Origin of the sequence: Streptomyces sp. NPDC020898 (genome assembly GCF_044333925.1) — a bacterium.
In the GTDB taxonomy this organism is placed as follows: Bacteria; Actinomycetota; Actinomycetes; order Streptomycetales; family Streptomycetaceae; genus Streptomyces.
Genome location: NZ_JBIRRV010000003.1, coordinates 345,313 through 369,610, shown reverse-complemented (window position 1 = coordinate 369,610; position 24,298 = coordinate 345,313). Strand labels below are relative to the sequence as shown.

The 24,298-nt window shown below is 71.4% G+C and carries 22 protein-coding genes and 1 riboswitch; of the genes, 5 read left to right on the top strand and 17 right to left on the bottom strand.

Annotated elements, in window-relative coordinates:
• Positions 1-6: 6 nt before the first annotated feature.
• Positions 7-2,700: a GNAT family N-acetyltransferase gene (locus ACH4TV_RS12775; protein WP_398397192.1), complete on the bottom strand. Its 2,694-nt coding sequence runs from the start codon at positions 2,698-2,700 to the stop codon at positions 7-9.
• Positions 2,701-2,908: 208 nt separating this feature from the next.
• Positions 2,909-5,293: a phosphoketolase gene (locus ACH4TV_RS12770; RefSeq protein ID WP_398397777.1), complete on the bottom strand. Its 2,385-nt coding sequence runs from the start codon at positions 5,291-5,293 to the stop codon at positions 2,909-2,911.
• A 47-nt stretch (positions 5,294-5,340) separates the two neighbouring features.
• Between ACH4TV_RS12770 and ppk2 the strand changes: the two genes are divergently transcribed.
• Entirely contained in the window at positions 5,341-6,147 is an 807-nt protein-coding gene (gene ppk2, locus ACH4TV_RS12765) for a polyphosphate kinase 2 (protein WP_398397190.1), read from the top strand.
• Positions 6,148-6,161: 14 nt separating this feature from the next.
• Here ppk2 and ACH4TV_RS12760 read toward each other — a convergent pair whose 3' ends face one another.
• The 4 genes from ACH4TV_RS12760 to ACH4TV_RS12745 form a co-directional block, all read right to left on the bottom strand.
• The gene (locus tag ACH4TV_RS12760; RefSeq protein ID WP_398397188.1) at positions 6,162-7,055 is read right to left on the bottom strand and encodes a universal stress protein; all 894 of its coding nucleotides are present in this window, start codon (positions 7,053-7,055) and stop codon (positions 6,162-6,164) included.
• Between the two features lie 5 nt (positions 7,056-7,060).
• Positions 7,061-8,083: an alcohol dehydrogenase AdhP gene (adhP, locus tag ACH4TV_RS12755; RefSeq protein ID WP_398397186.1), complete on the bottom strand. Its 1,023-nt coding sequence runs from the start codon at positions 8,081-8,083 to the stop codon at positions 7,061-7,063.
• A 22-nt stretch (positions 8,084-8,105) separates the two neighbouring features.
• On the bottom strand, positions 8,106-9,011 hold the full coding sequence (locus ACH4TV_RS12750) for a universal stress protein (RefSeq protein ID WP_398397184.1): 906 nt from the start codon (positions 9,009-9,011) through the stop codon (positions 8,106-8,108).
• A gap of 160 nt (positions 9,012-9,171) precedes the next feature.
• Positions 9,172-9,801 carry a hypothetical protein gene (locus tag ACH4TV_RS12745; protein ID WP_398397775.1) on the bottom strand — a complete coding sequence of 210 codons (630 nt, stop codon included), beginning with the start codon at positions 9,799-9,801 and terminating at the stop codon, positions 9,172-9,174.
• Between the two features lie 210 nt (positions 9,802-10,011).
• On the opposite strand from ACH4TV_RS12745, the gene ACH4TV_RS12740 reads away from it, so the two are divergent.
• Positions 10,012-11,733, top strand: a complete 1,722-nt coding sequence (locus tag ACH4TV_RS12740; RefSeq protein ID WP_398397182.1) for a SulP family inorganic anion transporter — start codon at positions 10,012-10,014, stop codon at positions 11,731-11,733.
• Here the strand turns inward: ACH4TV_RS12740 and pflA are convergent.
• From pflA to ACH4TV_RS12720, 4 genes are all read right to left on the bottom strand, one after another.
• Positions 11,727-12,473 (bottom strand): pyruvate formate-lyase-activating protein, encoded by a 747-nt coding sequence (gene pflA, locus ACH4TV_RS12735; protein ID WP_398397180.1) that lies wholly within the window; start codon positions 12,471-12,473, stop codon positions 11,727-11,729. The two genes, ACH4TV_RS12740 and pflA, sit on opposite strands and share 7 nt — an antisense overlap.
• Entirely contained in the window at positions 12,470-14,728 is a 2,259-nt protein-coding gene (gene pflB, locus ACH4TV_RS12730) for a formate C-acetyltransferase (RefSeq protein WP_398397179.1), read from the bottom strand. Before pflB ends, pflA begins: the two co-directional genes overlap by 4 nt.
• Before the next feature lie 150 nt (positions 14,729-14,878).
• Positions 14,879-15,679: a universal stress protein gene (locus ACH4TV_RS12725; RefSeq protein WP_398397177.1), complete on the bottom strand. Its 801-nt coding sequence runs from the start codon at positions 15,677-15,679 to the stop codon at positions 14,879-14,881.
• A 53-nt stretch (positions 15,680-15,732) separates the two neighbouring features.
• Complete coding sequence (locus ACH4TV_RS12720) at positions 15,733-16,641, bottom strand: universal stress protein (protein WP_398397174.1); 909 nt, start codon at positions 16,639-16,641, stop codon at positions 15,733-15,735.
• Between the two features lie 223 nt (positions 16,642-16,864).
• Between ACH4TV_RS12720 and ACH4TV_RS12715 the strand changes: the two genes are divergently transcribed.
• The gene (locus tag ACH4TV_RS12715; protein WP_398397172.1) at positions 16,865-17,329 is read left to right on the top strand and encodes a cyclic nucleotide-binding domain-containing protein; all 465 of its coding nucleotides are present in this window, start codon (positions 16,865-16,867) and stop codon (positions 17,327-17,329) included.
• Between the two features lie 50 nt (positions 17,330-17,379).
• Positions 17,380-18,030, top strand: coding sequence for a CBS domain-containing protein (locus ACH4TV_RS12710; protein ID WP_398397170.1), 651 nt, complete (start codon positions 17,380-17,382; stop codon positions 18,028-18,030).
• Here ACH4TV_RS12710 and ACH4TV_RS12705 read toward each other — a convergent pair.
• The 3 genes from ACH4TV_RS12705 to ACH4TV_RS12695 form a co-directional block, all read right to left on the bottom strand.
• The gene (locus ACH4TV_RS12705) at positions 18,027-19,205 is read right to left on the bottom strand and encodes an acyl-CoA dehydrogenase family protein (RefSeq protein WP_398397168.1); all 1,179 of its coding nucleotides are present in this window, start codon (positions 19,203-19,205) and stop codon (positions 18,027-18,029) included. The two genes, ACH4TV_RS12710 and ACH4TV_RS12705, sit on opposite strands and share 4 nt — an antisense overlap.
• 169 nt (positions 19,206-19,374) lie before the next feature.
• The gene (locus ACH4TV_RS12700; RefSeq protein WP_398397167.1) at positions 19,375-20,151 is read right to left on the bottom strand and encodes a CbtA family protein; all 777 of its coding nucleotides are present in this window, start codon (positions 20,149-20,151) and stop codon (positions 19,375-19,377) included.
• 25 nt (positions 20,152-20,176) lie between these two features.
• Positions 20,177-20,398 carry a CbtB-domain containing protein gene (locus ACH4TV_RS12695; RefSeq protein ID WP_398397165.1) on the bottom strand — a complete coding sequence of 74 codons (222 nt, stop codon included), beginning with the start codon at positions 20,396-20,398 and terminating at the stop codon, positions 20,177-20,179.
• 60 nt (positions 20,399-20,458) lie between these two features.
• A riboswitch (cobalamin riboswitch) is annotated at positions 20,459-20,541 on the bottom strand.
• Positions 20,542-20,698: 157 nt separating this feature from the next.
• Between ACH4TV_RS12695 and ACH4TV_RS12690 the strand changes: the two genes are divergently transcribed.
• Positions 20,699-21,283 carry a histidine phosphatase family protein gene (locus ACH4TV_RS12690; protein ID WP_398397163.1) on the top strand — a complete coding sequence of 195 codons (585 nt, stop codon included), beginning with the start codon at positions 20,699-20,701 and terminating at the stop codon, positions 21,281-21,283.
• Between the two features lie 49 nt (positions 21,284-21,332).
• On the opposite strand, the gene ACH4TV_RS12685 is transcribed toward ACH4TV_RS12690, so the two are convergent.
• The 4 genes from ACH4TV_RS12685 to paaC form a co-directional block, all read right to left on the bottom strand.
• On the bottom strand, positions 21,333-21,731 hold the full coding sequence (locus tag ACH4TV_RS12685) for a ferredoxin (RefSeq protein WP_398397161.1): 399 nt from the start codon (positions 21,729-21,731) through the stop codon (positions 21,333-21,335).
• Between the two features lie 72 nt (positions 21,732-21,803).
• Positions 21,804-22,910, bottom strand: coding sequence for a 1,2-phenylacetyl-CoA epoxidase subunit PaaE (gene paaE, locus ACH4TV_RS12680; protein ID WP_398397159.1), 1,107 nt, complete (start codon positions 22,908-22,910; stop codon positions 21,804-21,806).
• Positions 22,910-23,422, bottom strand: a complete 513-nt coding sequence (gene paaD, locus ACH4TV_RS12675; RefSeq protein WP_398397157.1) for a 1,2-phenylacetyl-CoA epoxidase subunit PaaD — start codon at positions 23,420-23,422, stop codon at positions 22,910-22,912. The genes paaE and paaD overlap by 1 nt, the downstream gene beginning before the upstream one ends.
• On the bottom strand, positions 23,416-24,297 hold the full coding sequence (gene paaC / locus ACH4TV_RS12670) for a 1,2-phenylacetyl-CoA epoxidase subunit PaaC (RefSeq protein WP_398397155.1): 882 nt from the start codon (positions 24,295-24,297) through the stop codon (positions 23,416-23,418). Before paaC ends, paaD begins: the two co-directional genes overlap by 7 nt.
• Position 24,298 lies beyond the last annotated feature (1 nt).

Below are 24,298 nucleotides of genomic sequence, written 5' to 3'. Positions count from 1 at the left end.
CCTTCCTCACCGAAGTCGGCGCAGATAGGGGTCCTGGGGCCTGCGGGGCAGCAGACGTACACGCGCGTCGAGCACACTGACTCCGCCCGGTGTCGCGAGCACGGGGTTGAAGTCGGCCTCGGCCAGCTGTGGCAGGTCGCTCGCCATGCGGGACAGCCGTAGCAGCAGCTGTTCGAGGCCGTCGAGATCGACCGGCCCGCTGCCGCGCACGCCGAACAGCAGCGGCGCGCAGCGCGGGGCTGTGATCAGGTCGCGTACGTCATGGTCCGTGAGGGGGGCGAGCCGGGCGGCGTGGTCGGCCAGCACCTCCGTCGCCGTCCCACCGAGCCCGAACAGGACGAGCGGACCGAACACCTCGTCCTGGACGACGCCCGCGAACAGTTCGGTGCCGCGTGCGGCGAGCGGTTGTACGAGTACGCCGGTGAGCAGCCCGTCGAAGCGGGTCTCGAAGTCCCGGAAGGCGGCGCGTACTTGGGAGTCACCCTGAAGGTCGAGGTGGACGGCGCGCTGCTCGCTCTTGTGCACCAGACCTGGCCAGTGGGCCTTCATGACGACCCGTCCGTCGGCGCCGCGCAGCCGGTCGGCGGCAGCGACGGCCTCGTCCTCTGTCTCGGCCCAGGCCCAGGGAAGCTGGGGGATGCCGCAGCAGGAGAGGAGGTCGGCGCAGGTGCGCGGGTCGAGCCAGCCTCCGTCCGGGTGCGCGGCCAGGAAGGCTTCGGCGACATCGTGGGCGCGTGAGGGGTCGAGGTCTTCGAGGTCCGGGATCGTTCCGGCGGGCCGGCTCAGCCAGGCCGCACGGTGGGCGCCGTGGGCCAACGCCCGTGCCGCCGCCTGGGGTTCGGCGTACGAGGGGATCGTGCCGCCGTCGGCGGCGGGCAGCAGCCTGACCGGCTCGCCCTGTTCCAGGCGTATCGCGACGATCGGTCGCGCCCGGCGTGCCGGGCCGCAGGTCAGGGCCCGGACCAGGTCGTCGCCGGTCGCCGCGGCGACCGCGGTGGGAACGAGGGCCAGCAGGACGGCGTCGATGCCCGGGTATCGCAGGATCCGGTCCACGCACTCGGTGAGCTGCTCTTCCGTAACCGCCGCGGTCGCGTCTACGGGGTTGCCGACTGCGGCACCGTCGGGCAGTACGGCAAGCAGGTCGTCGACGGCCTCCGGGGTGAACGGGGGCAGGGCGAGCCCGGCCTCCGCGCAGGCGTCGGCCGCGAGGACGCCGGCGCCGCCCGCGTTGGTGACGATGGCCACCCGGGTGCCCGTCGGGAGCGGCTGGGAGTGCAACAGGGCGGCGATTTCGAGGAGTTCACCGACCGAACGGGTCGCGGTGATACCGGCCTGGGTGAACAGGGCCTGCCGGGTCATGGTGCGGGTGGCGGCGGCCGCGGTGTGCGAGGCGGCGGCGCGGCGGCCCGCGTCGGTGCGGCCCGCGTCGACGGTCAGCACGGGGAACCGGCGGGTCGCCCGGCGGGCGGTACGGGAGAAGGCCCTCGGATTACCGAAGGACTCCAGGTGCAGCAGGGCGAGTTCGGTGCGGCCGTCGCTCTCCCACCACTGGAGCATGTCGTTGCCGCTGACGTCGTACTTGTCACCGAGGGAGGCGAAGGACGAGACGCCGATGCCGAGCCGGGACAGCCCGTCGAGGAGGGCGATGCCGACGCCGCCGGACTGCACGGCGACGCCCGCCGTGCCGGGGCGCGGATGGTCCGCCGCGAAGGTTGCGTCGAGCCTCAGTTCGGGGTCGGTGTTGGAGATGCCCAGGCAGTTGGGGCCGACGAGACGCATGCCGTACATCCGGCAGGCCGCCAGCAACGCCCCGGCCTGCGCGCTGTCCAATCCGGCGGAGACGACGAGCAGCGCCCGTACGCCGGCCTTGCCGCACTCCTCGGCGGTGGCCGGGACCGCTGCGGCGGGCACCGCCACGATCACGAGATCGGGGGTTTTGGGCAGCGCGCCGATGGACGGATGGGACGGCACACCGAGGATCGAGGTGACACGGGGATTCACCGCGAACAGGCGCCCGGTGTATCCGCCCGCGTGCAGGTGGTGCAGAACGGCCCGGCCCACCGACCCCGGCCTGCGTCCCGCTCCGACGACGGCGACGGTGTGCGGGCGCAACAACGGCTCCAGGCTGGCGACGTCGGCAGTCCGGCCGCGGGCTTCCACGGCCGAGAGATAGGTGTCGTCCTCGTCGAGCGCGACCGTACAGCTCGTCTCCGGACCGTCGAAGCGCCGGTCGATGTGCAGGCCGAGGTCGGTGAAGAGGCGGAGCACCTCGTGGTTCTCGCTCAGCGCGTCGGCCGTGAAGGTCCGGATACCCTCCGCCCGGGCCGCCGAGACGAGGTGCTCGACCAGCAGTGTGCCGACCCCGCGGTGGTGCAGTCCGTCGGCGACGGCGATGGAGATCTCGGCCGAGTCGTCGGTGCCGGCGGTGTCGTACTCGGCGAGACCGACCACCTGGCCCGTCACTTCGGCAAGCAGGGCCCGGTATCCGGTTCGTGCCGGCGCGCAGGCCCGGTCGGCGGCCATGGCGGCCGACCGCCGGCTCGCCGCGAAGAACCGCAGACGCAGGTTCTCGGGAGACATCTCCTCGTAGAGCCCCTGCAGCTGATGGTGGTCCCCCGGTGTCACGGGACGTATGCACACGGTGGTGCCGTCCGACAGCAGGGCGTGGACAGGGGGGCGGCTGAGTACGTCGGGCGTCATCGCGGGTCTCCTCCATGCCTCTCGATACCTTGAGCATCCAGCGGATCGGCGGGTGATCCCATGGGCTGTCCGGGGTTCGGCCGAGGGCCGGTCGGCCCTAAATCCTGCTGGTCGTCCCCGGGCACAGCGATCGTCGGTTCGGAGCGCAAAGAGCGGTACGGCTGTCCCCACGAGCCGCGGGGCACAGCCGTACCGCTGTCTGTGTGTCTCAGGCGTTCCAGGTCCAGTCGGCGACCTCGGGCAGGTCGGTGCCGTGTTCGCGGATCCAGGCGTGATGGCGGGTGCGGGCGTCGGCCATCGACTGGCGTACGGCGGCCGCGCGTACGGCGAGGCCGGGGACGCGGTCGATGACGTCCATGACGAGGCGGTAGCGGTCGAGGTCGTTGCGGACGACCATGTCGAAGGGTGTGGTCGTGGTGCCGGACTCCTTGTAGCCGCGGACATGCAGGTTGTGGTGGCCGGTGCGGCGGTAGGCGAGCCGGTGGATCAGCCAGGGGTAGCCGTGGTAGGCGAAGATCACCGGCTTGTCCGTGGTGAACAGGCCGTCGTACTCGAAGTCGCTCATCCCGTGCGGGTGTTCCTCACGGGGCAGCAGCCGGGCCAGGTCGACGACGTTCACGACCCGGACGGAGAGCTCCGGCAGGTGATGGCGCAACAGCTGTGCGGCGGCGAGGACTTCCTGCGTCGGTACGTCACCCGCGCAGGCCAGCACGACGTCCGGTTCGCCGCCGTTCTCGGTACCGGCCCAGTCCCAGATCCCGGCGCCGCGCGCGCAGTGGGCGCGGGCCTGGTCCATGGACAGCCAGTCGAAGGAGGGCTGCTTGCCCGCGACGATCACGTTGACGTAGTCGCGGCTGCGCAGGGCGTGGTCGGCCACCGACAGCAGGGTGTTGGCGTCCGGCGGCAGATAGACCCGTACGACCTCGGGGCTCTTGTTGAGGACGTGGTCGACGAAGCCGGGGTCCTGGTGGGAGAAGCCGTTGTGGTCCTGGCGCCACACGTGCGACGTCAGCAGGTAGTTGAGGGAGGCGATCGGAGCCCGCCACGCCAACTCCCGCGACGTGCGCAGCCACTTGATGTGCTGGTTGACCATCGAGTCGACGATGTGGACGAAGGCCTCATAGCAGGAGAACAGTCCGTGCCGGCCGGTGAGCAGATAGCCCTCCAGCCAGCCCTGGCAGGTGTGTTCGGAGAGGATCTCCATCACCCGGCCGTGCCGGTCCAGGTGCTCGTCGACCGGCAGATGTTCGGCCTGCCATGCCTTGCCGCTCGCGTTGAAGACGGCCTGCAGCCGGTTGGAGGCCGTCTCGTCGGGGCCCACGACACGGAAGTCGCGACGCGCCGCCGTGTCGTGCATGACCTGTTCAAGGAGGTCGCCGAGGATCCGGGTGGGCTCGTGCAGCGTCGTGCCCGGCTTGTCGACGGGGACCGCGAAACGGTCGAGGGACGGGATCGGCAGGTCGCGGACGAGCAGCCCGCCGTTGGCGTGCGGGGTGGAGCCCAGGCGCTTGGCGCCCTCCGGGACACACGCGAGGACGTCGGCGCTGGGCCGCCCGTCGGCGTCGAAGAGCTCCTCGGGGCGGTACGAGCGCAGCCAGGTCTCCAGCTGCCGCAGGTGCTCCGGGTTTTCGCGCACCCCGGACAGCGGCACCTGGTGCGCCCGCCAGGTGCCTTCCACCGGAACGCCGTCGACCTCCGCCGGACCGGTCCAGCCCTTCGGGGTGCGCAGCACGATGACGGGCCAGTGGACGCGTTCGGCCACGCCGTCCTCGCGGGCCGAGGCCTGCAGCAGCGCGATGTGCTCCAGTGCCTGGTCGAAGGCGGCGGCCATGGCGCGGTGGACCTGCATGGGGTCGTCGCCAGTGACATGGATGGGGATGTGACCGTACCCGCGCAGCAACTGGTCGAGTTCGGACTCCGGGAGGCGGGACAGCACGCTCGGGTTGGCGATCTTGTAGCCGTTGAGGTGCAGGATCGGCAGGACCGCGCCGTCGTGCACCGGGTCGAGGAACTTGTTCGAGTGCCAGGCGGCGGCCAGCGGTCCGGTCTCCGCCTCGCCGTCGCCGATCACGCAGGCGACCAGCAGGCCCGGGTTGTCGAAAGCGGCCCCGTACGCGTGCGACAGCGCATAGCCCAGCTCACCGCCCTCGTGGATCGAGCCGGGCGTCTCCGGAGCCACATGGCTCGGTATCCCACCAGGGAACGAGAACTGCCGGAAGAGCCGGTCCATCCCCGCCGCATCCCGGCTGACGTCCGGATAGGTCTCGCTGTAGCTGCCCTCCAGCCAGGAGTTGGCGACCACGGACGGCCCGCCGTGCCCCGGCCCCCAAATGCACAACGCATCCAGCCCGCGCGCCCTGATCACCCGGTTGAGGTGGGTGTACACGAGGTTGAGGCCGGGCGAGGTCCCCCAATGGCCGAGCAGGCGCGGCTTGATGTGCTCGGGCCTCAGCGGCTCGGTCAGCAGGGGGTTGGCCATGAGGTAGATCTGTCCGGCGGCCAGGTAGTTGGCGGCCCGCCAGTGGGCGTGCAGGGTACGCAGTTCGTCGTCGGTCACTACGGTGCTGCTGTCCTGGTGTTCGCCCTGGGGCATCATGACTCCCTGAGTCATCGACGTGGGTCTCGGACGGTGGAGGCGGCATGGCCGGCAAGAAGGCGGCGGCGACCCTGCCGCGCAAGGTGTACGAGCCGGAGCTGCTGCGCCTGCAGACGGAGCTGGTGAAGCTTCAGGAGTGGGTGCGGGCGGAAGGCGCCCGGGTGGTGATCGTGTTCGAGGGACGGGACGCGGCGGGCAAGGGCGGCACCATCAAGCGTGTCGCGGAACACCTCAATCCGCGAGTGGCCCGGATCGCGGCTCTGCCGAAGCCGACCGAGCGCCAGCGCACCCAGTGGTACTTCCAGCGGTACGTCGAGCAGCTGCCGGCGGCCGGGGAGATCGTGCTGTTCGACCGCTCCTGGTACAACAGGGCCGGCGTCGAGCACGTCATGGGCTTCTGCACAAAGGAGGAGCACCAGCTCTTCCTCCGGCAGTGCCCGATCTTCGAGCGGATGCTGATCGAGGCGGGCATCCTGCTGCGCAAGTACTGGTTCTCGGTGAGTGACGCGGTGCAGCAGGAGCGGTTCCGTCAGCGCCTCGACGACCCGACCCGGCGCTGGAAGCTCTCGCCGATGGATTTGGAGTCGATCACCCGCTGGGAGGCGTACTCCCGGGCCAAGGACGAGATGCTGGTCCACACGGACATCTCGGAGGCGCCCTGGTACGTCGTGGAGAGCGACGACAAGCGCCGGGCGCGCCTCAACATGATCGCCCATCTGCTGAGCACGGTCCCCTATCACGAGGTCCCGCCGCCGGTGCTGGAACTGCCGCACCGGCCGCCGTCGACGGGGTACGTGCGCCCGCCGCGTGATCTGCAGACGTACGTCCCCGATCACGCGGCGGGTCTCTGAGCCGGCCACGGTCCTCACGCCCGCTGGGGCACGACGGCGACGGGGCAGGCGGAGTGGTGCAGGGCCGCATGGGCGACCGGGCCGAGCTGGAGTCCGTGGTGTCCGTGGCGTCGGCGGGCGCCGACGACCAGGAGGTCGGCGGTGGCCGAGGCCTCCACCAGCACCTTGCGCGCCGGTCCTTCGACGGTCTGCCGGCGTACCCGCACCGACGGATGTTCCACGGCGGCGGTGCGCAGCGCTTCCTCCAGGATCTCCGCGGCCTGCTGCTCGTGCAGTCGGGCGGGCTCACCGGCGAGCAGGGGGTGGTCGGTGCTCTCGTGTGCCGGGCACCGCCAGGCGCGTACGGCCCGCAGCGTCGCGTACCGGTCCGCCGCCTCCTGGAAGGCGAAGTCCACGGCGGCCGGGTTCGGCTCGGCGCCGACGCCGAGCACGACGCGCTGCTCGGTCCGGGTCCTGATCCGGCGCCCGGGGCCGCCGCGCACCACGATCACCGGGCACTCGGCGCGACCGGCGACCGCGAGGCTCACCGAGCCGAGCAGCAGCTCGGTGACACCGCTGCGACCGCGCGTCCCCAGGACGAGCGCCGAGGCGTCGCGTCCCTCGCGCAGGAGTACGGGTACGGGTCCCTCGGCCAGTACCTCAGTGGTGACCTTCAGGTCCGCCTGGCGGCGGTGGGCGCGCTCGGCCGCGGCCTCGACGATCGTGTCGGCCAGTATCTGTTCGGTGGTCCTGCCGAGGCCGTGGGCCAGGGCGCCACCCTCGTACCGCTCCCACAGCGAGGCGTACACCAGCCGCAGCGGCACTGCGCGCAGGGCGGCCTCGTCCGCCGCCCAGTCCACGGCCCCGTAGCTCTGCTCGGAGCCGTCGACGCCCACCACCAGGGGCAGGTCCGTCATGGACTTGTTCATCCTTTTCACTCCCCCGCGCCCAGGTCGAAGACGATGCGGGCCTTGACCGAGCCGCGCAGGACCTCCTCCATGGACTCGTTGACGGACGCGAGGGGACGCGTCTCGTAGATGACCCTGGTGCGGCCGGCCGCGTGCAGCTGGAAGACCTCCGCGAGGTCCTGACGGGTGCCGACGATGGAGCCGATGACCGAGGTGCCGCGCAGGACGGTGTCGAAGATCGGGACCTGGATCGTGCCGTGCGCCGGAAGCGCCACCATGACGAGCTTTCCGCCGCGCCGCAGCCCGGAGTTGACGGACGCGAACGCCGCCTCGTTCACCGCGAGCGCGATGGCCGCGTGGGCCCCGCCGTGCCGCTGGAGCACCTCGCCGACGTCCTCCTTGCGGGCGTCGATGACGAGGTCGGCGCCGAGTTCCGTCGCGAGCCGCAGTTTCTCGTCGCTGACGTCGATGGCCGCCACGGTCGCCCCGGCGATCTTCGCGTACTGCACGGCCAGATGCCCGAGCCCGCCGACACCGGAGACGGCGACCAGCTGCGCGGGCTTGACCTCGGCGACCTTCAGCGCCTTGTACGTGGTGACGCCGGCGCAGGTCAGCGGGGCGGCTTCGAGGGCGCTGATCCCGTCGGGCACCGGCTGGGCGTAGTCGGCCCAGGCGAGCATCTTCTCGGCGTACCCGCCGTCGCACCCGTACCCGGTGTTGATCTGCTGCTCGCACAGCGTCTCCCAGCCGGACAAGCAGTGCTCGCACCGCCTGCACGCCTTGCCCAGCCAGGGCACGGCGACCCGCTGCCCGACGGAGAGATGGGTGACGCCGTCACCGAGCTTCTCGACGAGGCCGACGCCCTCGTGGCCGGGCACGAACGGCGGGTTCGGCTTGACCGGCCAGTCGCCGTGGGCGGCGTGGATGTCGGTGTGGCACAGCCCGGAGGCCTCCACTCGGACCCGGACCTGGCCGGGGCCGGGCTCGGGGTCGGGGCGTTCCTCGATGACCAGGGGTTCACCGAAGGCCCGTACGACCGCTGCCTTCATGATGTCTGCTCCTCAGGGTGGGTCAGCCGTGCGCGACGACGGCGACGGGGGCCGTGGCGTGGTGCAGAACGGAGTGGGTGACGGGGCCGATGTGGACGCCGAAGGGGTTGCGTCGGATGCGGCGGCCCACGACCACGAGGGATGCCTCGTGGGAGGCGTCGACCAGATGGTTGGCCGCCTGTCCGAAGCGGGACTCCTCGGTGACCTCGACGGCGGGGAACTTCTGCCGCCACGGGCGCAGGGCCTCGGCCAGGGCGGCGGCCTGCTGCCGGCTCAGCTCGTTGTGGAGTTCGAGGTCGGCGGCGAGGCCGTACGCGTAGTACGGCGGCGGGTTCCAGCCGTGGACGACCCGCAGGGAGGTGTGTCGGCGGGCGGCCTCGGCGAAGGCGAACTCGATGACGGAGTCGTCGGGGCTGCCGGTGTCCAGGCCGAGGACGACGGGCCGGAAGGGAGCCGCGGCGGACGGGATGCCCGCCGGGTCCAACTCGTGCTCGTCGGCGGCCTGTTCGCCGGCCCGGACCAGGACCACGGGCTGGGTGGCGTGGGCCACGACGCTCATGGCGACGGAACCGACCATGAATCCGCCGATCCCGCTCAGGCCGCGGGAGCCCAGGACGAGCAGTTCGGTGTCCTCCGGCAGCCGCGAGAGGACCTCGCCGGCCCCGCCGGGGATCTGTTCCGCGATGATCTCGACGCCGGGGTGGCGCAGGCGCAGGCCCTCGGCGGACTCGCGCGGAATGCGTTCACTCCAGTGCTGCTGTGTCTCGGGGCCGAGGAGCGGGGCCTGCGCCATGGGGGCCGGGACCGGCTCCCAGACGTGGACGATCTTCAGCGGCAGGCCGCGGAGCGCGGCTTCACGGGCCGCCCATTCGGCGGCGGCACGGCTTTCGGGCGAGCCGTCGAGGCCGACGGTGACGGTGCGGGGCATGGTGTCCAACTCCCGGATTGAGGGGGCCGCCCGAATCGGGGGCCTGATTCCAGCGTCGTTTTCGAGGGGGTGCGAGGGGCAGGGGCCGCAGGTCCCCGGCCGGGGCCGACCGGCCCCATGGGGCGGCGGGGCCCTCCGGACCCCGCCGCCCCTCCCGCGGTCAGCGCAGCCAGCGGTTGCGGCTGACGAACGGGAGCTTGGCCCACTGCCTGCCGAGGCCCCAGGTGGCGCCGGCGCCCACGGCGGCGAGGGCGATGAGGACGACGGCGTAGACGAGGTGGTAGTCGGTGAACGGGTTGGTCGACATGCTCATCGACCCGTCGGACAGGTGCTTGGCGGGCGGCCATTCGGCGATCCACATCAGCGCCATCATCACGGTGCCGGCGACGGCGGCGAGCCGCAGCGCGATGCCGCTGACCAGGGCGAGGCCGATACCGAGCAGGCCGAGCATGAACAGCCAGTTCGCCCAGGTGTCCCCGGCCCAGGAGTGGAACGTGGACTCCATCGGCCCGACGGCCACGTTGCCCAGAAAGCCCATGGTGGGCGAACCGCCGTCGATCCAGCCCTTGCCCGACGATGTCGCATAACCGAGGCCGAAGGTCTTGTCCAGGAAGGCCCACAGGAAGACGAACCCGGTGAGCAGGCGCAGGGAGGCGAGGGCGTAGGCCTGCCCGGTGTGCGTGTCGGTGCGTGCCGACACGGCGGACTCGGGCGCGGAGGCGGTCCGGTTCCTGCGCAGCGACGGCAGGTGGAAGCCCGGGCTCCGGTGAGGGTGCTCGTGCACGGCCATGGTGGTGATCCCTTCGGGGACGGTCGGGGCGGTGCCTGACACCACTTACTCTCGTGGCGCGGGCGGCGTACCGCCGGATGCCGAAGGTCCGCGACCGGAGGGCTGAACGGCCCCATCCTGAAGGCCGGTTGGGGTGCGGGAGGCGAGCCCGGGTGTCACTGGCCCTCCCGTCCGTGGATCATGAGGTCACTCGGCAGAAGAAGGAGGCCTATGTCCCAGAGCTCGGGCAGAACCGTTCCGGTGTGGCGCCGCCTGCTGCCCGGGCTCGGCCCGCTCCTCGGCTACCGGCGTGCCTGGCTGCGCGGCGACCTGCTGGCCGGAGTGACGGTGGCCGCGTATCTCGTCCCGCAGGTGATGGCGTACGCGGGTGTGGCCGGGCTGCCTCCGGTCGCCGGGCTCTGGGCGATCCTGCCCGCGCTCGTCCTGTACGCGGTGCTCGGGTCCTCGCGACTGCTGTCGGTCGGGCCCGAGTCCACGACGGCGCTGATGACGGCGACCGTGGTCGGCCCGCTCGCGGTCGGAGACCCCAGCCGTTACGCCACCCTGGCCGCCACGCTCGCGATCACGGTCGGGCTGCTGTGCGTCGTGGCCTGGGCGGTACGGCTCGGCTTCGTCGCGGACCTGCTCTCCCGGCCGGTCCTGGTCGGCTACCTGGCGGGCGTGGCGCTGATCATGATGGCGGACCAGCTGCCCAAGCTCACCGGGGTACGGACGACGGGCTCGGCCTTCTTCCCCCAACTCTGGTCCTTCGTACGGCACTTGTCGCAGATTCACCTGGCCACGCTGCTGTTCGCCGCGGCTGTGCTCGCCTTCGTCTTCACCGTGGCCCGATTCTTCCCCGCCGTCCCCGGCCCCCTCCTGGCCGTGGTCCTCGCCACGGCGGCCGTGGCCGTGTTCGACCTCGACGAACGCCACGGCATCAAGGTGATCGGCGACGTCCCGGCGGGCCTGCCCGGCTTCGCCGTCCCGGAGCTGACCGAGCTGCCGCACCTGGTGCTGCCCGCCCTCGGTGTCCTCCTCGTCGGCTACACCGACTTCATCCTCACCGCGCGGGCCTTCACCGACCGCGCCGACGACGGCCCCGGGCTCGACGCCAACCAGGAGCTGCTGGCCCTGGGCGCGGCAAACCTCGGCGCCGGCGCGGTCCACGGTTTCCCGGTCAGCAGCAGCGCCAGCCGGACCGCGCTCGCCTCCTCGGCGGGCGCCCGTTCCCAGGTGTACTCCCTGGTCGCCGCCGCTGCCGTCCTCGCCGTCCTGCTCTTCCTCAGCCCTCTGCTGACCCGCACCCCGTCGGTCGTGCTGGGCGCGCTCGTCGTCTACGCCGCCGTCCGCATGATCGACCTGGCGGGCTTCCGCCGGCTGGCGTCCTTCCGTCGCCGGGAACTGCTGCTGGCGCTCGGCTGCCTGGCCGGGGTGCTGGCCCTGGACATCCTGTACGGGGTGCTGGTCGCCGTCGCTCTGTCGGTGGCCGAGTTGCTGACCCGGGTCGCGCGCCCGCACGACGCGGTCGAGGGCGTGGTCCCCGGGGTGGCCGGCATGCACGACGTGGACGACTATCCGAAGGCCCGTACGATCCCCGGGCTGCTGGTCTACCGCTACGACTCGCCGCTCTTCTTCGCCAACGCGGAGAACTTCCGCCGCCGCGCCCTGGCCGCCGTCGATGGAGTCGACGAACAGGAGGGCCCGGTCCGCTGGTTCGTCCTCAACGCGGAGGCGAACGTGGAGGTCGACATCACCGCCCTGGACGCCGTCGACGCGCTGCGTCTCGAACTGACCGGCCGCGGCATCGTCTTCGCCCTCGCCCGCGTGAAGCAGGATCTACGGGACGAGCTGGACGCGTACGGCCTGACGGAGTCCGTCGGAGCCGACCTGATCTTCCCCACCCTGCCGACGGCCGTGGCCGCGTACCGGGAGTGGGGCCGCGCTCAGTAGGCCGCGACACCCTGTTCCCTGAACTGCTCCCGCACCCGTTCGGTCAGCACGGGATCGGGGACGGGGGTGTCGCGCAGCGGGAAGGGGATGCCGAGGGCCTCGTACTTCGCGGCGCCCAGCTTGTGGAACGGCAGGACGTCCACCCGGTCGGCGTGCCCCAGACCGGCGACGAACCGGGAGAGGCCGTCGACGGCTTCCGGGTCGTCGGTCCAGCCGGGGACCAGGACGTATCGGATCCACATCGGGATGCCGAGCCGGTCGAGGCGGGTGGCGAAGGAGAGCGTGGGGGCGAGCCGGCCGCCGGTCAGTTTCCGGTAGGTGTTGACGTCGAAGGACTTGATGTCGAGGAGGACCAGGTCGGTGTCGGCGAGGAGTTCGTCGGTGGCGCGGGTGCCGAGGAAGCCGGAGGTGTCCAGGGCGGTGTGCAGTCCCGCCTCCTTGCAGCGGCGCAGGATCTCGCCGGTGAAGGCGGACTGGAGCAGCGGCTCTCCGCCGGTGAGCGTCACCCCGCCGCCGGCCGTGGTGATGAAGGCGCGGTACTTCTCGATCTCCGTCATCACCTCGCCGACCGTGGCCTCCCGGCCGTCGCGCATGTGCCAGGTGTCGGGGTTGGCGCAGTACAGGCAGCGCAGGGGGCAGCCGCTGACGAAGAGCACGAACCGGGTCCCGGGACCGTCCACGCCGGTGGAAAGGTCCCAGGAGTGGATCCGGCCCGCCACCGGCTCGGTCGCGGTGTTCACAACGCTCCGTGGAAGGTGCGGCTGATCACGTCGAGCTGCTGCTCACGGGTGAGGCGGACGAAGTTGACTGCGTAGCCGGAGACCCGGATGGTCAACTCCGGGTATTTCTCCGGGTGTTCCATCGCGTCCTCAAGCGTGGCGCGGTCGAGCACGTTGACGTTCATGTGGAAGCCGCCCGAGGCCGTGTAGGCGTCGAGTATGCCGACGAGGTGGCCGGCGCGCTCGGCGGGCACGTGTCCCAAGCCCTCCGGTGTGATCGTCGTGGTCAGCGAGATTCCGTCGCGGGCCTGCTCGTACGGCAGCTTCGCGACCGAGAGCGCGGAGGCGGCGACCCCGTGCCGGTCACGGCCGTTCATCGGGTTGGCGCCGGGCGCGAAGGGCTGTCCGGCTCGGCGGCCGTCGGGGGTGTTGCCGGTGTGCTTGCCGTAGACGACGTTCGAGGTGATCGTCAGCACCGACTGGGTGTGCTCGGCGTCCCGGTAGGCGGGGTGCTCGCGCACCTTCGCCATGAAGGCCTCGACCAGGCCTACTGCGATGCTGTCGGCACGGTCGTCGTTGTTGCCGTACGCCGGGAAGTCGCCCTCGGTGCGGAAGTCGACGGCGAGGCCGTCGGCGTCGCGGAACACCTTCACCCGCGCGTACTTGACGGCGGACAGGCTGTCGGCGGCGACGGAGAGTCCGGCGATGCCGCAGGCCATGAAGCGGTGCACCGGGTGGTCGTGCAGGGCCATCTCGATGCGCTCGTAGGCGTACTTGTCATGCATGCAGTGGATGACGTTGAGCGTGTTGACGTAGGTGCGGGCGAGCCAGTCGAGGACCTGGTCGTACGCCGCCGACAACTCCTCGTAGTCCAGGTACTCGCCCGTCAGTGCGGGCGCCTCGGGGGCGATCTGCTCGCCGGTCATCTCGTCCCGGCCGCCGTTGACCGCGTACAGCAGCGCCTTGGCGAGGTTGACCCGGGCGCCGAAGAACTGCATCTGCTTCCCCACCGCCATGGCGGAGACACAGCAGGCGATCGCGGTGTCGTCACCGGTGCTCGGGCGCATCAGCTCGTCGGACTCGTACTGGACCGCGCTGGTGTCGATGGACACCTGGGCGCAGAACTCCTTGAACCCGGCGGGCAGTCGGGGCGACCACAGGACGGTGAGGTTCGGTTCCGGGGCGGGGCCGAGGTTGTAGAGGGTCTGCAGGAAACGGAAGGAGGTACGGGTGACAAGCGGGCGCCCGTCGCTTCCGATGCCGCCGATGGACTCCGTCACCCAGGTCGGGTCGCCGGAGAACAGCGCGTCGTACTCGGGGGTGCGCAGGAACCGTACGATCCGCAGCTTGATCACGAAGTCGTCGATCAGCTCCTGGGCGCGGGACTCGTCGAGGATCCCCTCGTCGAGGTCCCGTTGGAGGTAGACGTCCAGGAAGGTGGAGGTGCGGCCCAGCGACATCGCCGCGCCGTTCTGCTCCTTCACCGCGGCGAGATAGCCGAGGTAGAGCCACTGCACGGCCTCGTGGGCGGTGGTCGCGGGCCGGGTCACGTCACAGCCGTAGGTGGCGGCCATCCGCGTCAGCTCGTCCAACGCCCGGATCTGCTCGGCGAGTTCCTCGCGGTCACGGATGACGTGCTCGGTCGACGGGCGGGCGTCCAGGAGGTCCTTCTCGGCCCGCTTGGCCTCGATCAGCCGGTCGGTGCCGTACAGCGCGACGCGCCGGTAGTCGCCGATGATCCGGCCCCGGCCGTAGGCGTCCGGCAGACCGGTGATGATCCCGGCCCTGCGGGCGGCCTTCATCTCGGCGGTGTACGCGTCGAAGACGCCGTCGTTGTGGGTCTTGCGGTAGGTCCCGAACACCCGCGTCACGAACGGGTCGGGCTCGTACCCGTACGCCTTCAGCCCGTTCTCCACCATCCGCAGACCACCGTTGGGCATGATCGCGCGCTTCAGTGGGGCGTCGGTCTGCAGGCCGACGATCAGCTCCCGCTCACGGTCGATGTATCCGGGCGCGTGCGAGGTGATCGTCGACGGAGTCGCGGCGTCGACATCGAGGATGCCCCGGCGCCGTTCCTCCGGGAACAGGGCGCTGACCGCTTCCCAAACAGCTCGGGTGCGGTCCGTGGGACCGGCCAGGAAGGCCGAACCACTCTCGTACGGCGTGTAGTTGGCCTGGATGAAGTCGCGTACGTCGATTCGCTCGCGCCAGTTCGTCCCGGCGAAGCCACGCCATGCCCCGGGTGCCCGGGTTCCGGCCGTCGTTGTTACCGTCATCGCCGGTTCTCTCCCTCGCTTCGCACGGGAATGCCTCGCTTCCGATACTTGTCACGCGCGACGGCCGCCGGGAGGGCCGGGCAGGCACCCGGACCTCGCCGTCCGTCCCGGCCCGGTGGGGCCGTTCGGCCCATGTCGGCGCGCGTTCCTTCACGAGAGGGAGGGCGTGGTGCTCTCCTGACCGGTGGTGACCACCAGCACCGGGCAGTGGGCTCTGTTCAGCACCGTACGGGCCACGGAACCGAGGTGACGTCCGTGGCCGCCCGGACCCGGACGGCAGCCGATGACGACGAGGTCGGCCGTACGGGTGGCCTCCAGCAGGGCCTGCGTCGAAGCGGCGCCGGCGTCCTGGGTCTTCCTGAGCACATCGCCGGCCGGGACGTGTGCCGCGGCGGCTTCGCTTCGGCGGTGCGGCACCGGCACCGGCACCGAGGCAGGGCTCCGACGCGCCGGGGACCGGAAGATTCGCAGCCCCGCGCTGCGGAGTCCCGCTTCGTGGATGGCGTACGCGGCCGTGTCCGCGTCGTCCTCGGCATCGAGGACGGCCAGTACTTCGTTGTACAGGTGCGGCGGAGAGTCGCCGCGTACGACCAGCAGCGGACCGTGAGCGTGCGCGGCCAGGCGCCGGCTCACCGAGCCGAGCACCGCGCCCGCGAGCACGCCGGGGGTCCGGCGGCCGACGACGGTCAGCGCGGCCTCACGTCCGCGATCCGCCAGGACGGCCACCGAGTGTCCCTGGGCGGGGACGGTGGCGACCGGCAGGCCCGGGTGGCGGTAGGCCACCCGTGAGGCGGCGGACGCCAGCACCGGGCCGGCCTCGTCGAGGTCGGGCACGGCGTACACGATCTCCAGAGTGGTGGCGCGCAGGGCCGCCTCGTCGGCGGCCAGGTCCAGTGCTCGCACGGCGGTGACGGAGCCGTCCACACCGACGACGACGTGACGCGCGATCATGACTCTTCCCTCCCTTGAGCCGCCGGTGCCCGGAGCACCGTCCCGGCGCCTGTTCAGTCGTGCGGGACGACGGCCACGGGGCGGCCGACGTGGTGCAGTACCGCGTGGGTGACGGCGCCGACGTGCGCGCCGAAGCGGCTGTCCCGTGTCCGGCGCCCCACGACGACGAGGGACGCTCCGGCCGACGCCCGCACCAGCGCGGTGGCGGCCCGTCCCTCGGAGACGGTCTCGGTCACACGGACCTCGGGATACTTCTCGCCCCACGGGCGCAGCGCCGCGACCACGGAGTGCTCCTGGAAGGCGAGCAGTTCGGGGCCGGTGGGCGGGACGGGCCCGCCGTCGGCGATGTGGAAGGGCGGGGCGCTGAAGGCATGGATCACGTGCAGCGCGGCGTTGCGGCGCCGGGCGGACGTGAAGGCGAAGTCGATCAGTTCGTCGCAGGGATGCCCGGTGTCCAGCCCCAGGACGACATCGCGGTACGGGGTTTCAGGAATCTCGTCCGGCGAAACTCCGCCCGGAGCCGGAAGGTGTTCGGCGGAGGAGGATGCGCCCGCCCGGACAAGCACAACGGGGCAGGCCGACCTGGCCACGATCCTCTGGGACACCGAGCCGGTCATGAATCCCGCGACGCCGCCGAGACCGCGGGACCCGAGCACCAGCAGCTCCGCCTCCTCGCCCGCAGCGAGAAGGGCGTCCACCGGGGAGTCGCGCACCAGCAGCTCGACGATCCGCAGCCCGGGGTGCGCGGCACGGATACTGCCCACCGCCGTATCCAGGGTCTCCTCGGCCCAGCCACGCTCGCTCCGGTCCGCGGGGACGGAGGGAGCGGGGCGCGGGTGCAGCGTCCAGGCGTGCACGAGGTTCAGCGCGACGCCGCGACGCAGCGCCTCACGCGCCGCCCAGTGCGCGGCGGCCAGACTCTCGGTGGATCCGTCGATTCCCGTGGTGATGTGCCGAAGCATGGTTGGGCACCTCCTGTGTCCGGTTCTGCCCGATCTCTACCGAGCCTTGTCAGGAAACACCTGTCCTCATCGAACACCGGGACAAGCAGCGGCACAGGGTGCCGAAGGGCTCCCGTGCGGTGCCGGGTGGCCCGACCGTGGGGCCGGACGGCCCATGGTTCACACCGGAGTGCGGGCGCACGCTGGACATGGCAGGTGAGTACGCCCTTCCTGGAGGCCCGTCATGAGCGATGCACCCACTCACAGCATGCTGCGGGCACTGCCCGCCGAGCACCGGCACCGGCTGATGCGTATCGCCCGCGAGGTGTCGTTCCCGCAGGGAATCCGCCTCTTCGAGGAAGGCGGACACGCCGACCGGTTCTGGATCATCCGTACGGGCACGATCGACCTCGACATGCGGGTCCCCGGCCGCCGGGCCGCTGTCATCGAGAACCTCGGCCACAACGAACTCGTCGGCTGGTCCTGGCTGTTCGCACCACACGCCTGGCACCTCGGAGCCGAGACCACGACACCTGTACGTGCGTACGAGTTCGACGCCGTAGCCGTACGGGCGATGTGCCAGGACGACCCCGCCCTCGGCCACGCGGTCACCCAGTGGGTGGGCGACATCCTCGCCCACCGGCTGCGCTCGGCCCGCACCCGCCTGCTGGACCTGTACGCCCCATACGGCAGCGGCAGCACCCTGTGACCGCATCTGAGAACCCGGCACGGCCGACCCGATGCGACCAAGGAGCCACCATGCACGGCACGCCGCACATCGTGAGCGATGTCATGACCCACACGGTCACCGCCGTCGGCCGCGAGGCAGGCTTCAAGGAGATCGTGCGGACGATGCAGGACTGGAAAGTCAGCGCCCTGCCCGTGCTGGAGGGCGAGGGCCGCGTCGTCGGGGTCGTCTCCGAGGCCGACCTCCTGCCCAAGGAGGAGTTCCGCGACAGCGACCCGGACCGGTACACCCAGCTGCGGCGCCTGTCCGACCTCGCCAAGGCCGGTGCGGTGACCGCCGGTGAGTTGATGACCGCTCCCGCTCTCACCACCCACCCGAACGCGACACTCGCCCGGGCAGCACGGACCATGGCCCGGGCCAAGGTCAAACGACTTCCCGTCGTCAACGACCTGGGCATGCTGGAGGGCATCATCAGCCGCGCCGACCTGCTGAAGGTGTTCCTCCGGGACGACGAGGAGATCGCGCAGGAGGTCCGCAGGGAGATCGTGTCGTACCTCTTCCCCACGCCCGCGTCGGGTGTCCGGACAGAGGTCCGGGACGGAGTCGTGAAGCTCGGCGGTTACGTTCGGGACACGTCCCTGGTCCCCGTGGCCGCGCGCCTGGTGCGCGCCGTCGAGGGCGTGGTGGACGTGGAGTTCGAGCTCGCCGGGCACGGACGCTAACGCCGCACCCGCGGCATCCCCAGCCCGATCCACGAGATGATCTCCCGCTGGATCTCGTTGTTGCCGCCGCCGAAGGTGAAGATCACCGCCGAGCGGTAGCCGCGCTCCAACTCGCCGTGCAGTACCGCACCGGCGGAGCCCTCCTTCAGGGTGCCCGGGGCGGCGACGATCTCCATGAGCCAGGCGTAGGCCTCGCGGCGGGCCTCGGAGCCGTACACCTTGACCGCGGAGGCGTCCTGCGGGGTGAGGGTGCCTTCCTGGACGGCGTTCACCATCTGCCAGTTGAGGAGTTTCATCGCGTCGAGCTTGGTGTGCGTCTGGGCCAGGCGGCGGCGGACCCACGGCAGGTCGACGACGCGGCGGCCGTCGGCGAGCTTGGTCTCCATCGCCCAGCGCTGTACGTCGTGCAGGGAGCGGATGGCCATCGTGCCGTGCGCGGCGAGGGTGACGCGCTCGTGGTTGAGCTGGTTGGTGATCAGCCGCCAGCCCTGGTTCTCCTCGCCGACGCGGTGGGCGACGGGGACGCGGACGTTCTCGTAGTAGCTGGCGGTCGTGTCGTGCGAGGCGATGGTGCGGATGAGGGTGCAGGAGTAGCCGGGGTCGGTGGTCGGCACGAGGAGCATGGTGATGCCCTTGTGCGGCGGGGCTCCGGGGTCCGTGCGCACGGCCAGCCACACCCAGTCCGCCGTGTCGCCGTTCGTCGTCCAGATCTTCTGGCCGTTGACCACATACTCGTCGCCGTCCCGCACCGCACGTGTCTTCAGGGCGGCCAGGTCCGTGCCCGCGTCCGGCTCGCTGTAGCCGATCGCGAAGTCGATCTCGCCGGCCAGGATCTTCGGCAGGAAGTACGTCTTCTGCTCGTCGCTGCCGTACCGCATGATCGTCGGGCCGACGGTGTTGAGCGCCATGAGCGGCAGCGGTACGCCCGCCTGGGCGGCCTCGTCGAAGAAGATGAACTGTTCCATCGGGGTCAGCCCACGTCCGCCGTACTCCTGGGGCCAGCCGACGCCGAGCCAGCGGTCGGCGCCGAGGCGGCGGATGGTCTCACGGTAGAAGCGCTTCTGGAACGCCGGTTCGCCGAAGCGCGCGTAGGCGCGGTCCGGCACCAACTCGGCGAAGTAGGTGCGCAGTTCGGTGCGCAGCCGTTGCTGCTCGGGCGTGTATTCGAGATGCACGGCGCCTCCTGCTGGCTCCCCAAGGCCGGACCTGTCGGCGCACACGGTAGAACGTGTTCCAGAAATTGTGAATGGCGGTGCGTGCACGGGTACGTGAGTGGGTGGGTGCGTACATACCTGAGGGGGTCCCGGACATCCGGGACCCCCTCAGGGCAGTGCGGCGAACCGCTCAGTGCGCCACGGGAGTTGCCTGTGGCTCGGCGCCGCTGCCGCCGACGGCCGCTGCCGCCCTCGGGACCAGCAGCCGTTCCGCCAGCAGCCCGAAGACCAGGCCGAACGCCGTCCACATCGTCGCCTGGATGGCGAGCGTGGCCACCCGGTACTGCCACAACAGGCTCGCGGAGAAGCCCTCCGGGACCTCGTTGGTGAACGACGGCAGGAACGCGTACGCGAGTCCGACGACGAGGACGAAGAAGGCACTCGCGGCGAGGGTGGCGTTCCAGTTGCCCAGGCGCGGCGCGAGGCGTTTGCCCAGGATCACCGCGCCGACGGCCAGCAGCACGCTCAGCGCGACCATCAGGAAGAACAGCGCGGTGCGCTGGTTGAGGGTGTCCGCGTCCCCGACGGCGGGCGGATTGGCGGGGTACTTCAGGAACGGGACGACGTAGACGGCGAGCAGCCCGGCCCCCGCGAGGAGCAGCGCGCTCGCGCGCGGCCCGAAGCGGCCGATCCGGCCGAGCGCGAAGCAGTACGCGAGGGCCGCGATACCGCCGAACGCGACGCCGTAGACGAGGACACCGGTGCCCAGACCCGCGGTGGACTGCAGGGCTCGGGTGACGAGTTCCTCGCCGCCGTGCTCGTGCGCGGCGTGCGCCTCCTCGAACGCGATCGCGTCGTCGACGAGCGGCTCGGCCAGGAAGTACGCGACACCCCAGGCGAGCACACCCGCGACCAGGCCCGCGAGCATGCCGCGGACCAGGAGGTTTCTGACAGTGGTGGAGTTCATGAGTTCGTACGTTCCCCTGTCGTCGTCAGTGGCAGGGGAAGCCGAGCAGGTGGCGGGCGTCGTGCACCCATTCGTGCACGCCCTCGCCGGACACCAGGGAGGTGGCGCCCTGTTCGGCGCCCACGAAGTAGAGCAGCACCAGCATCAGCACGCCGACGAAGACCGCCCAGGGGGCGATCGCGCCGATCGGCAGCTTCATGGGTTCGGCGGTGGGAGCAGCGGTCGGCTGAACAGCGGACTGTGCCATGACAGGACCTCCTGGGGAACTCGCGTCCCGTATCGGTGGTGCAGAGGACGACAGTCACGGGTCTGACTTGCCCCCGGACCTCACCAGGAAGGTGTGTACGGGGCTTACAGTGGCGCGACCGTGCCGGATTCCCACCGGCTTCCGTCGAACTGTCGTCAATATCGACGAGAAGGTACCGCGAAGCAGCGGTGCGGCCAAGGGCGCACGGGACGGCGTACGGAGCGCCGGTGCGCCGTACGCTGCCTCAAGTTCCGTACATGACAAGGAAATCGAGCCGAGGGCGAGCACGGGAGTGACCGGATGACGAGCCGAGTGATGTTGATCTCACCGGCGATCAGCGCGGCCCTGCGGGAGGCCCGCTTCGACGACAACTGTCCCCTGGACGCGTCGGGTCTGCGACTGGCCCGGGCGGCGGCTCACGTGCTCCCCTCCGTATCCCGGGTCTGGGTCTCCCCCACCGCGCGCTGCCGTGAGACGGCTCAGGCGCTGGGTCTCGACGCCGGCTCAGCCTCCGGTCCGGCCGGACTGGACGCGGGCCGCTGGCGCGGTTCGACGCTCACCGAGGTGGCGGAGAAGGAACCGGAGGCGCTGGCCCAGTGGCTGGCCGACCCCGAATCCGCCCCGCACGGCGGCGAGTCGGTGCGCGCACTGTGCGACCGGGTCGCGCGCTGGCTGGACGACACGGCTGCACAGGTCACGGGCCGGTCCGTCGTGGTGGCCGAGCCGGAGGTCGTCCGAGCGGCGACGGTACGGGCCCTCGGGGCTCCGGAGTCGGCGTTCTGGCGGATCGACGTACCGCCGTTGACGGCAACGGAGTTGAGCGGTCGGGCGGGGCGCTGGAATGTGCGGGTGGGGTGGCAACTGGGGCCGGCGCAGGAGGAGTGAGGGGTGAGGGGTGAGGGGTCGTTAGCGTGCGGGAGGAGGACAGGCCCGATCATCGCGGCCCTGTGCCACCCGCCGTCGCCTCCGGGGTCCCCAGCGCCCGGCTGAAGTCCGCGCACGCCTGTGCGCTTTCCCGGCACGCCTTCGCCGCGGTCTCGCCACCCGGCTGGTCGTCGAGGATGTCGGCGCACTCCAGGCAGACCGTGCTGCACCACTCCAGTTGGACGCGGAGGGCCGTCTCGTTCTGGTCGCCCTGCTCGCAGAGCATCCGGCACGTCGCATCGCACACCTCCGCGCACAGGATGCCCTTGCGGCGCGCGAGGGCCTGGTCGGCGGGCCCGTCCGGGTCCACGAGGCTCGCACACAGGGCGCACGCCCGCGCACACTCGGTGCAGGACTGCGCGCAGGCGAAGCGGTCCTCCAAGAACCGGAAGAGCTCCTGCTGGGACATCGTGGATGAGGTCGTAGAAGTCCTGGGAGTCACGTCGATCGGGTTGCCGCAGCAGGGCCCGTCAAACCCGGGTCAGCTGTCGTAGTCGACCGTCAGCGTCTCCGAAACCGGGAACGACTGGCAGGTCAGCACATAGCCCGCGTCGACCTCGGCGGGTTCGAGGGCGTAGTTGCGGCGCATGTCCGCCTCGCCCGAGGTGACCAGTGCACGGCAGGTGCCGCAGACGCCGCCCTTGCAGGCGAACGGCAGGTCCGGGCGGGTGCGGGCGGCTCCGTCCAGGATGGTCACCTCCTGGGACAGCGCGGTGGTGGTCGAGCGGCCGTCGAGGGTGATCGTGACCCGGCTGACCGGGCCCTTCGCCACCGTGTCCGGGTGCTGGACCGTGCGGACCGGCTGGTCGTCGGCGTAGAAGAGTTCCTGGTGGACGCGGTCGGCGGGCACGCCCAGCTCGGCCAGCAGCTTCTGCGCGTCGCGGACCATGCCGTGCGGGCCGCACAGCCACCAGTGGTCGGTGCCCGGGACGTCGACGAGGCCGGCGAGCAGCGCGGCGAGCCGTTCGGCGTCCAGTCGGCCGGACAGCAGTTCCGCCTCGCGCGGCTCGCGCGACAGTACGTGCCCCAGTTGGAAGCGCGTACGGTACAGGTCCTTCAGGTCCGCCAGCTCGTCGGCGAACATCACGGTGTCCGTACGCCTGTTGCCGTACAGGAGGGTGACCTGTGAGCGGTCGTCGGCGGCCAGGACCGACTCGGCGATCGACATCATCGGGGTGATGCCGGAGCCCGCCGCGATCAGCACATGGTGGCCGGGTGCGGTCAGGTCGGGGGTGAAGGCGCCGGTCGGGGTCATCACGTCGACCAGGTCGCCGGGGCGCACCTCGTCGACGAGCCACGACGAGAACAGGCCCCCGGGCACCAGCCGTACGCCGATGCGGGGCCGCTCGCCGGCTGGGGCGCAGATCGAGTACGACCGGCGCTCCTCGTGTCCCCCGAACTCCCGGCGCAGGGTGAGCGACTGACCCGGCGCGAAGGCGTACGCGTCGGCCAGGTCGGCCGGCACCTCGAAGGCGACGGCGACGGCGTCCGCGCACAGTCGTCGTACGTCGGCGACCTTCAGGGCGTGGAAGACCGGGCGCCGGCGGGCGACGGGCGTGGTGGTGGGCGGGGAGACGGGCGCGGCCATCAGATCTCCTTGACGTACTCGAACGGCTCGCGGCAGGCGCGGCACCGCCACAGGGCCTTGCAAGAAGTGGCGGCGAAGCGGGAGGTCTCCTCGGTGTCCGCCGAGCCGCAGCGCGGGCACGCGACCGTGCGCCGGACGGGCGACAGCGTCAGGGCGACCGGGCCACGGGGTGCGGCGCCGGGCGGGGCGATGCCGTGCTCGGCGAGCTTGCGGCGCCCGGACTCGGTGATCCAGTCGCTGGTCCACGGCGGGTTCAGGACGGTGCGGATCTCCACGCGCGCGTACCCCGCCGCCCGCAGCCGGGTGGCGACACCGGCGCGCATCTCGGCCATCGCCGGGCAGCCCGAGTAGGTCGGCGTCAGACTCGCCACCACCGTCCCGTCCCCGGTCATCTCCACGCCTCGCAGGACGCCGAGGTCGGCCAGGGTCAGCATGGGCAACTCGGGGTCCGGCACGCGCTCGGCGATGCTCCGGGCGCGCCGGACGTCGTCGGTCCCGGTCCCGGTCACCATGTCGCCTCCGGGTGGGCGCGGGCCACGCTCTGCAACTCGGCGAGCAGCGGCGCGAGATGCTCGGTGTGCTGCCCGTCGCGCCCGCCGCCGTTCGACGGTCCGACGCGGGGCAGGGGCAGCCCGGCGGCTTCGGTGACCTGCCGCAACACCTCGACGACCTCGCTCCGCACCTCGCCCTGTACGTCGTACGCCGTGAACAACTCGCCGAGATACGGGGCGACTTGGTTCATGGCTGTGCTCATCCGGCGGTGCGACTCCTCGGTGCCGTCGCCGAGTCGGACGGCCCACTCGGCCGCGTACTGCCGGTGGTAGGTCAGCTCCTTGACGCCCTTCGCGGCGATCGCGGACAGGACCGGGTCGGGGTGGGAGATGAGCCGTTGGAGGTGCGCGAGCCGCCAGCCGGACAGCGCCAGCAGCCGTGCGATCGAGAACGCGAAGTCCCCGATGGGCAGTTCGGCCAGCTGTACGTTGCGGAAGTCGCCGGCGTCCCGGACGTAGGCGTACGCGTCCTCGCCGCGCCCGGTGCCGTCGACCTGGCCCGCGCGGGCGTACAGCAGACGGGCCTGGCCGAGCAGGTCGAGGCCGATGTTGGCGAGCGCGACCTCCTCCTCCAGCTCGGGGGCGCGGGTGCACCACTCGGCCAGCCGCTGGGCCGACACCAGCGCGTCGTCGGCCAACGCGACGCAGGTCGCGGCCAGTTCACCGGCGTCGACGCCCTCGGGCACGGTGGTGTCGACGCCGTACAGCGGGTCCTCGAACCCGGTACCGAAGGCCCAGCGGGCGTCACTGCCGTCGTCGTGTCCCTCGGCGAGGGAGAGATAGACGTGGTCGTCGTCGAGGTTGCTGCCGGTGTGGTTGCCGGTGTCGGCGCTCATG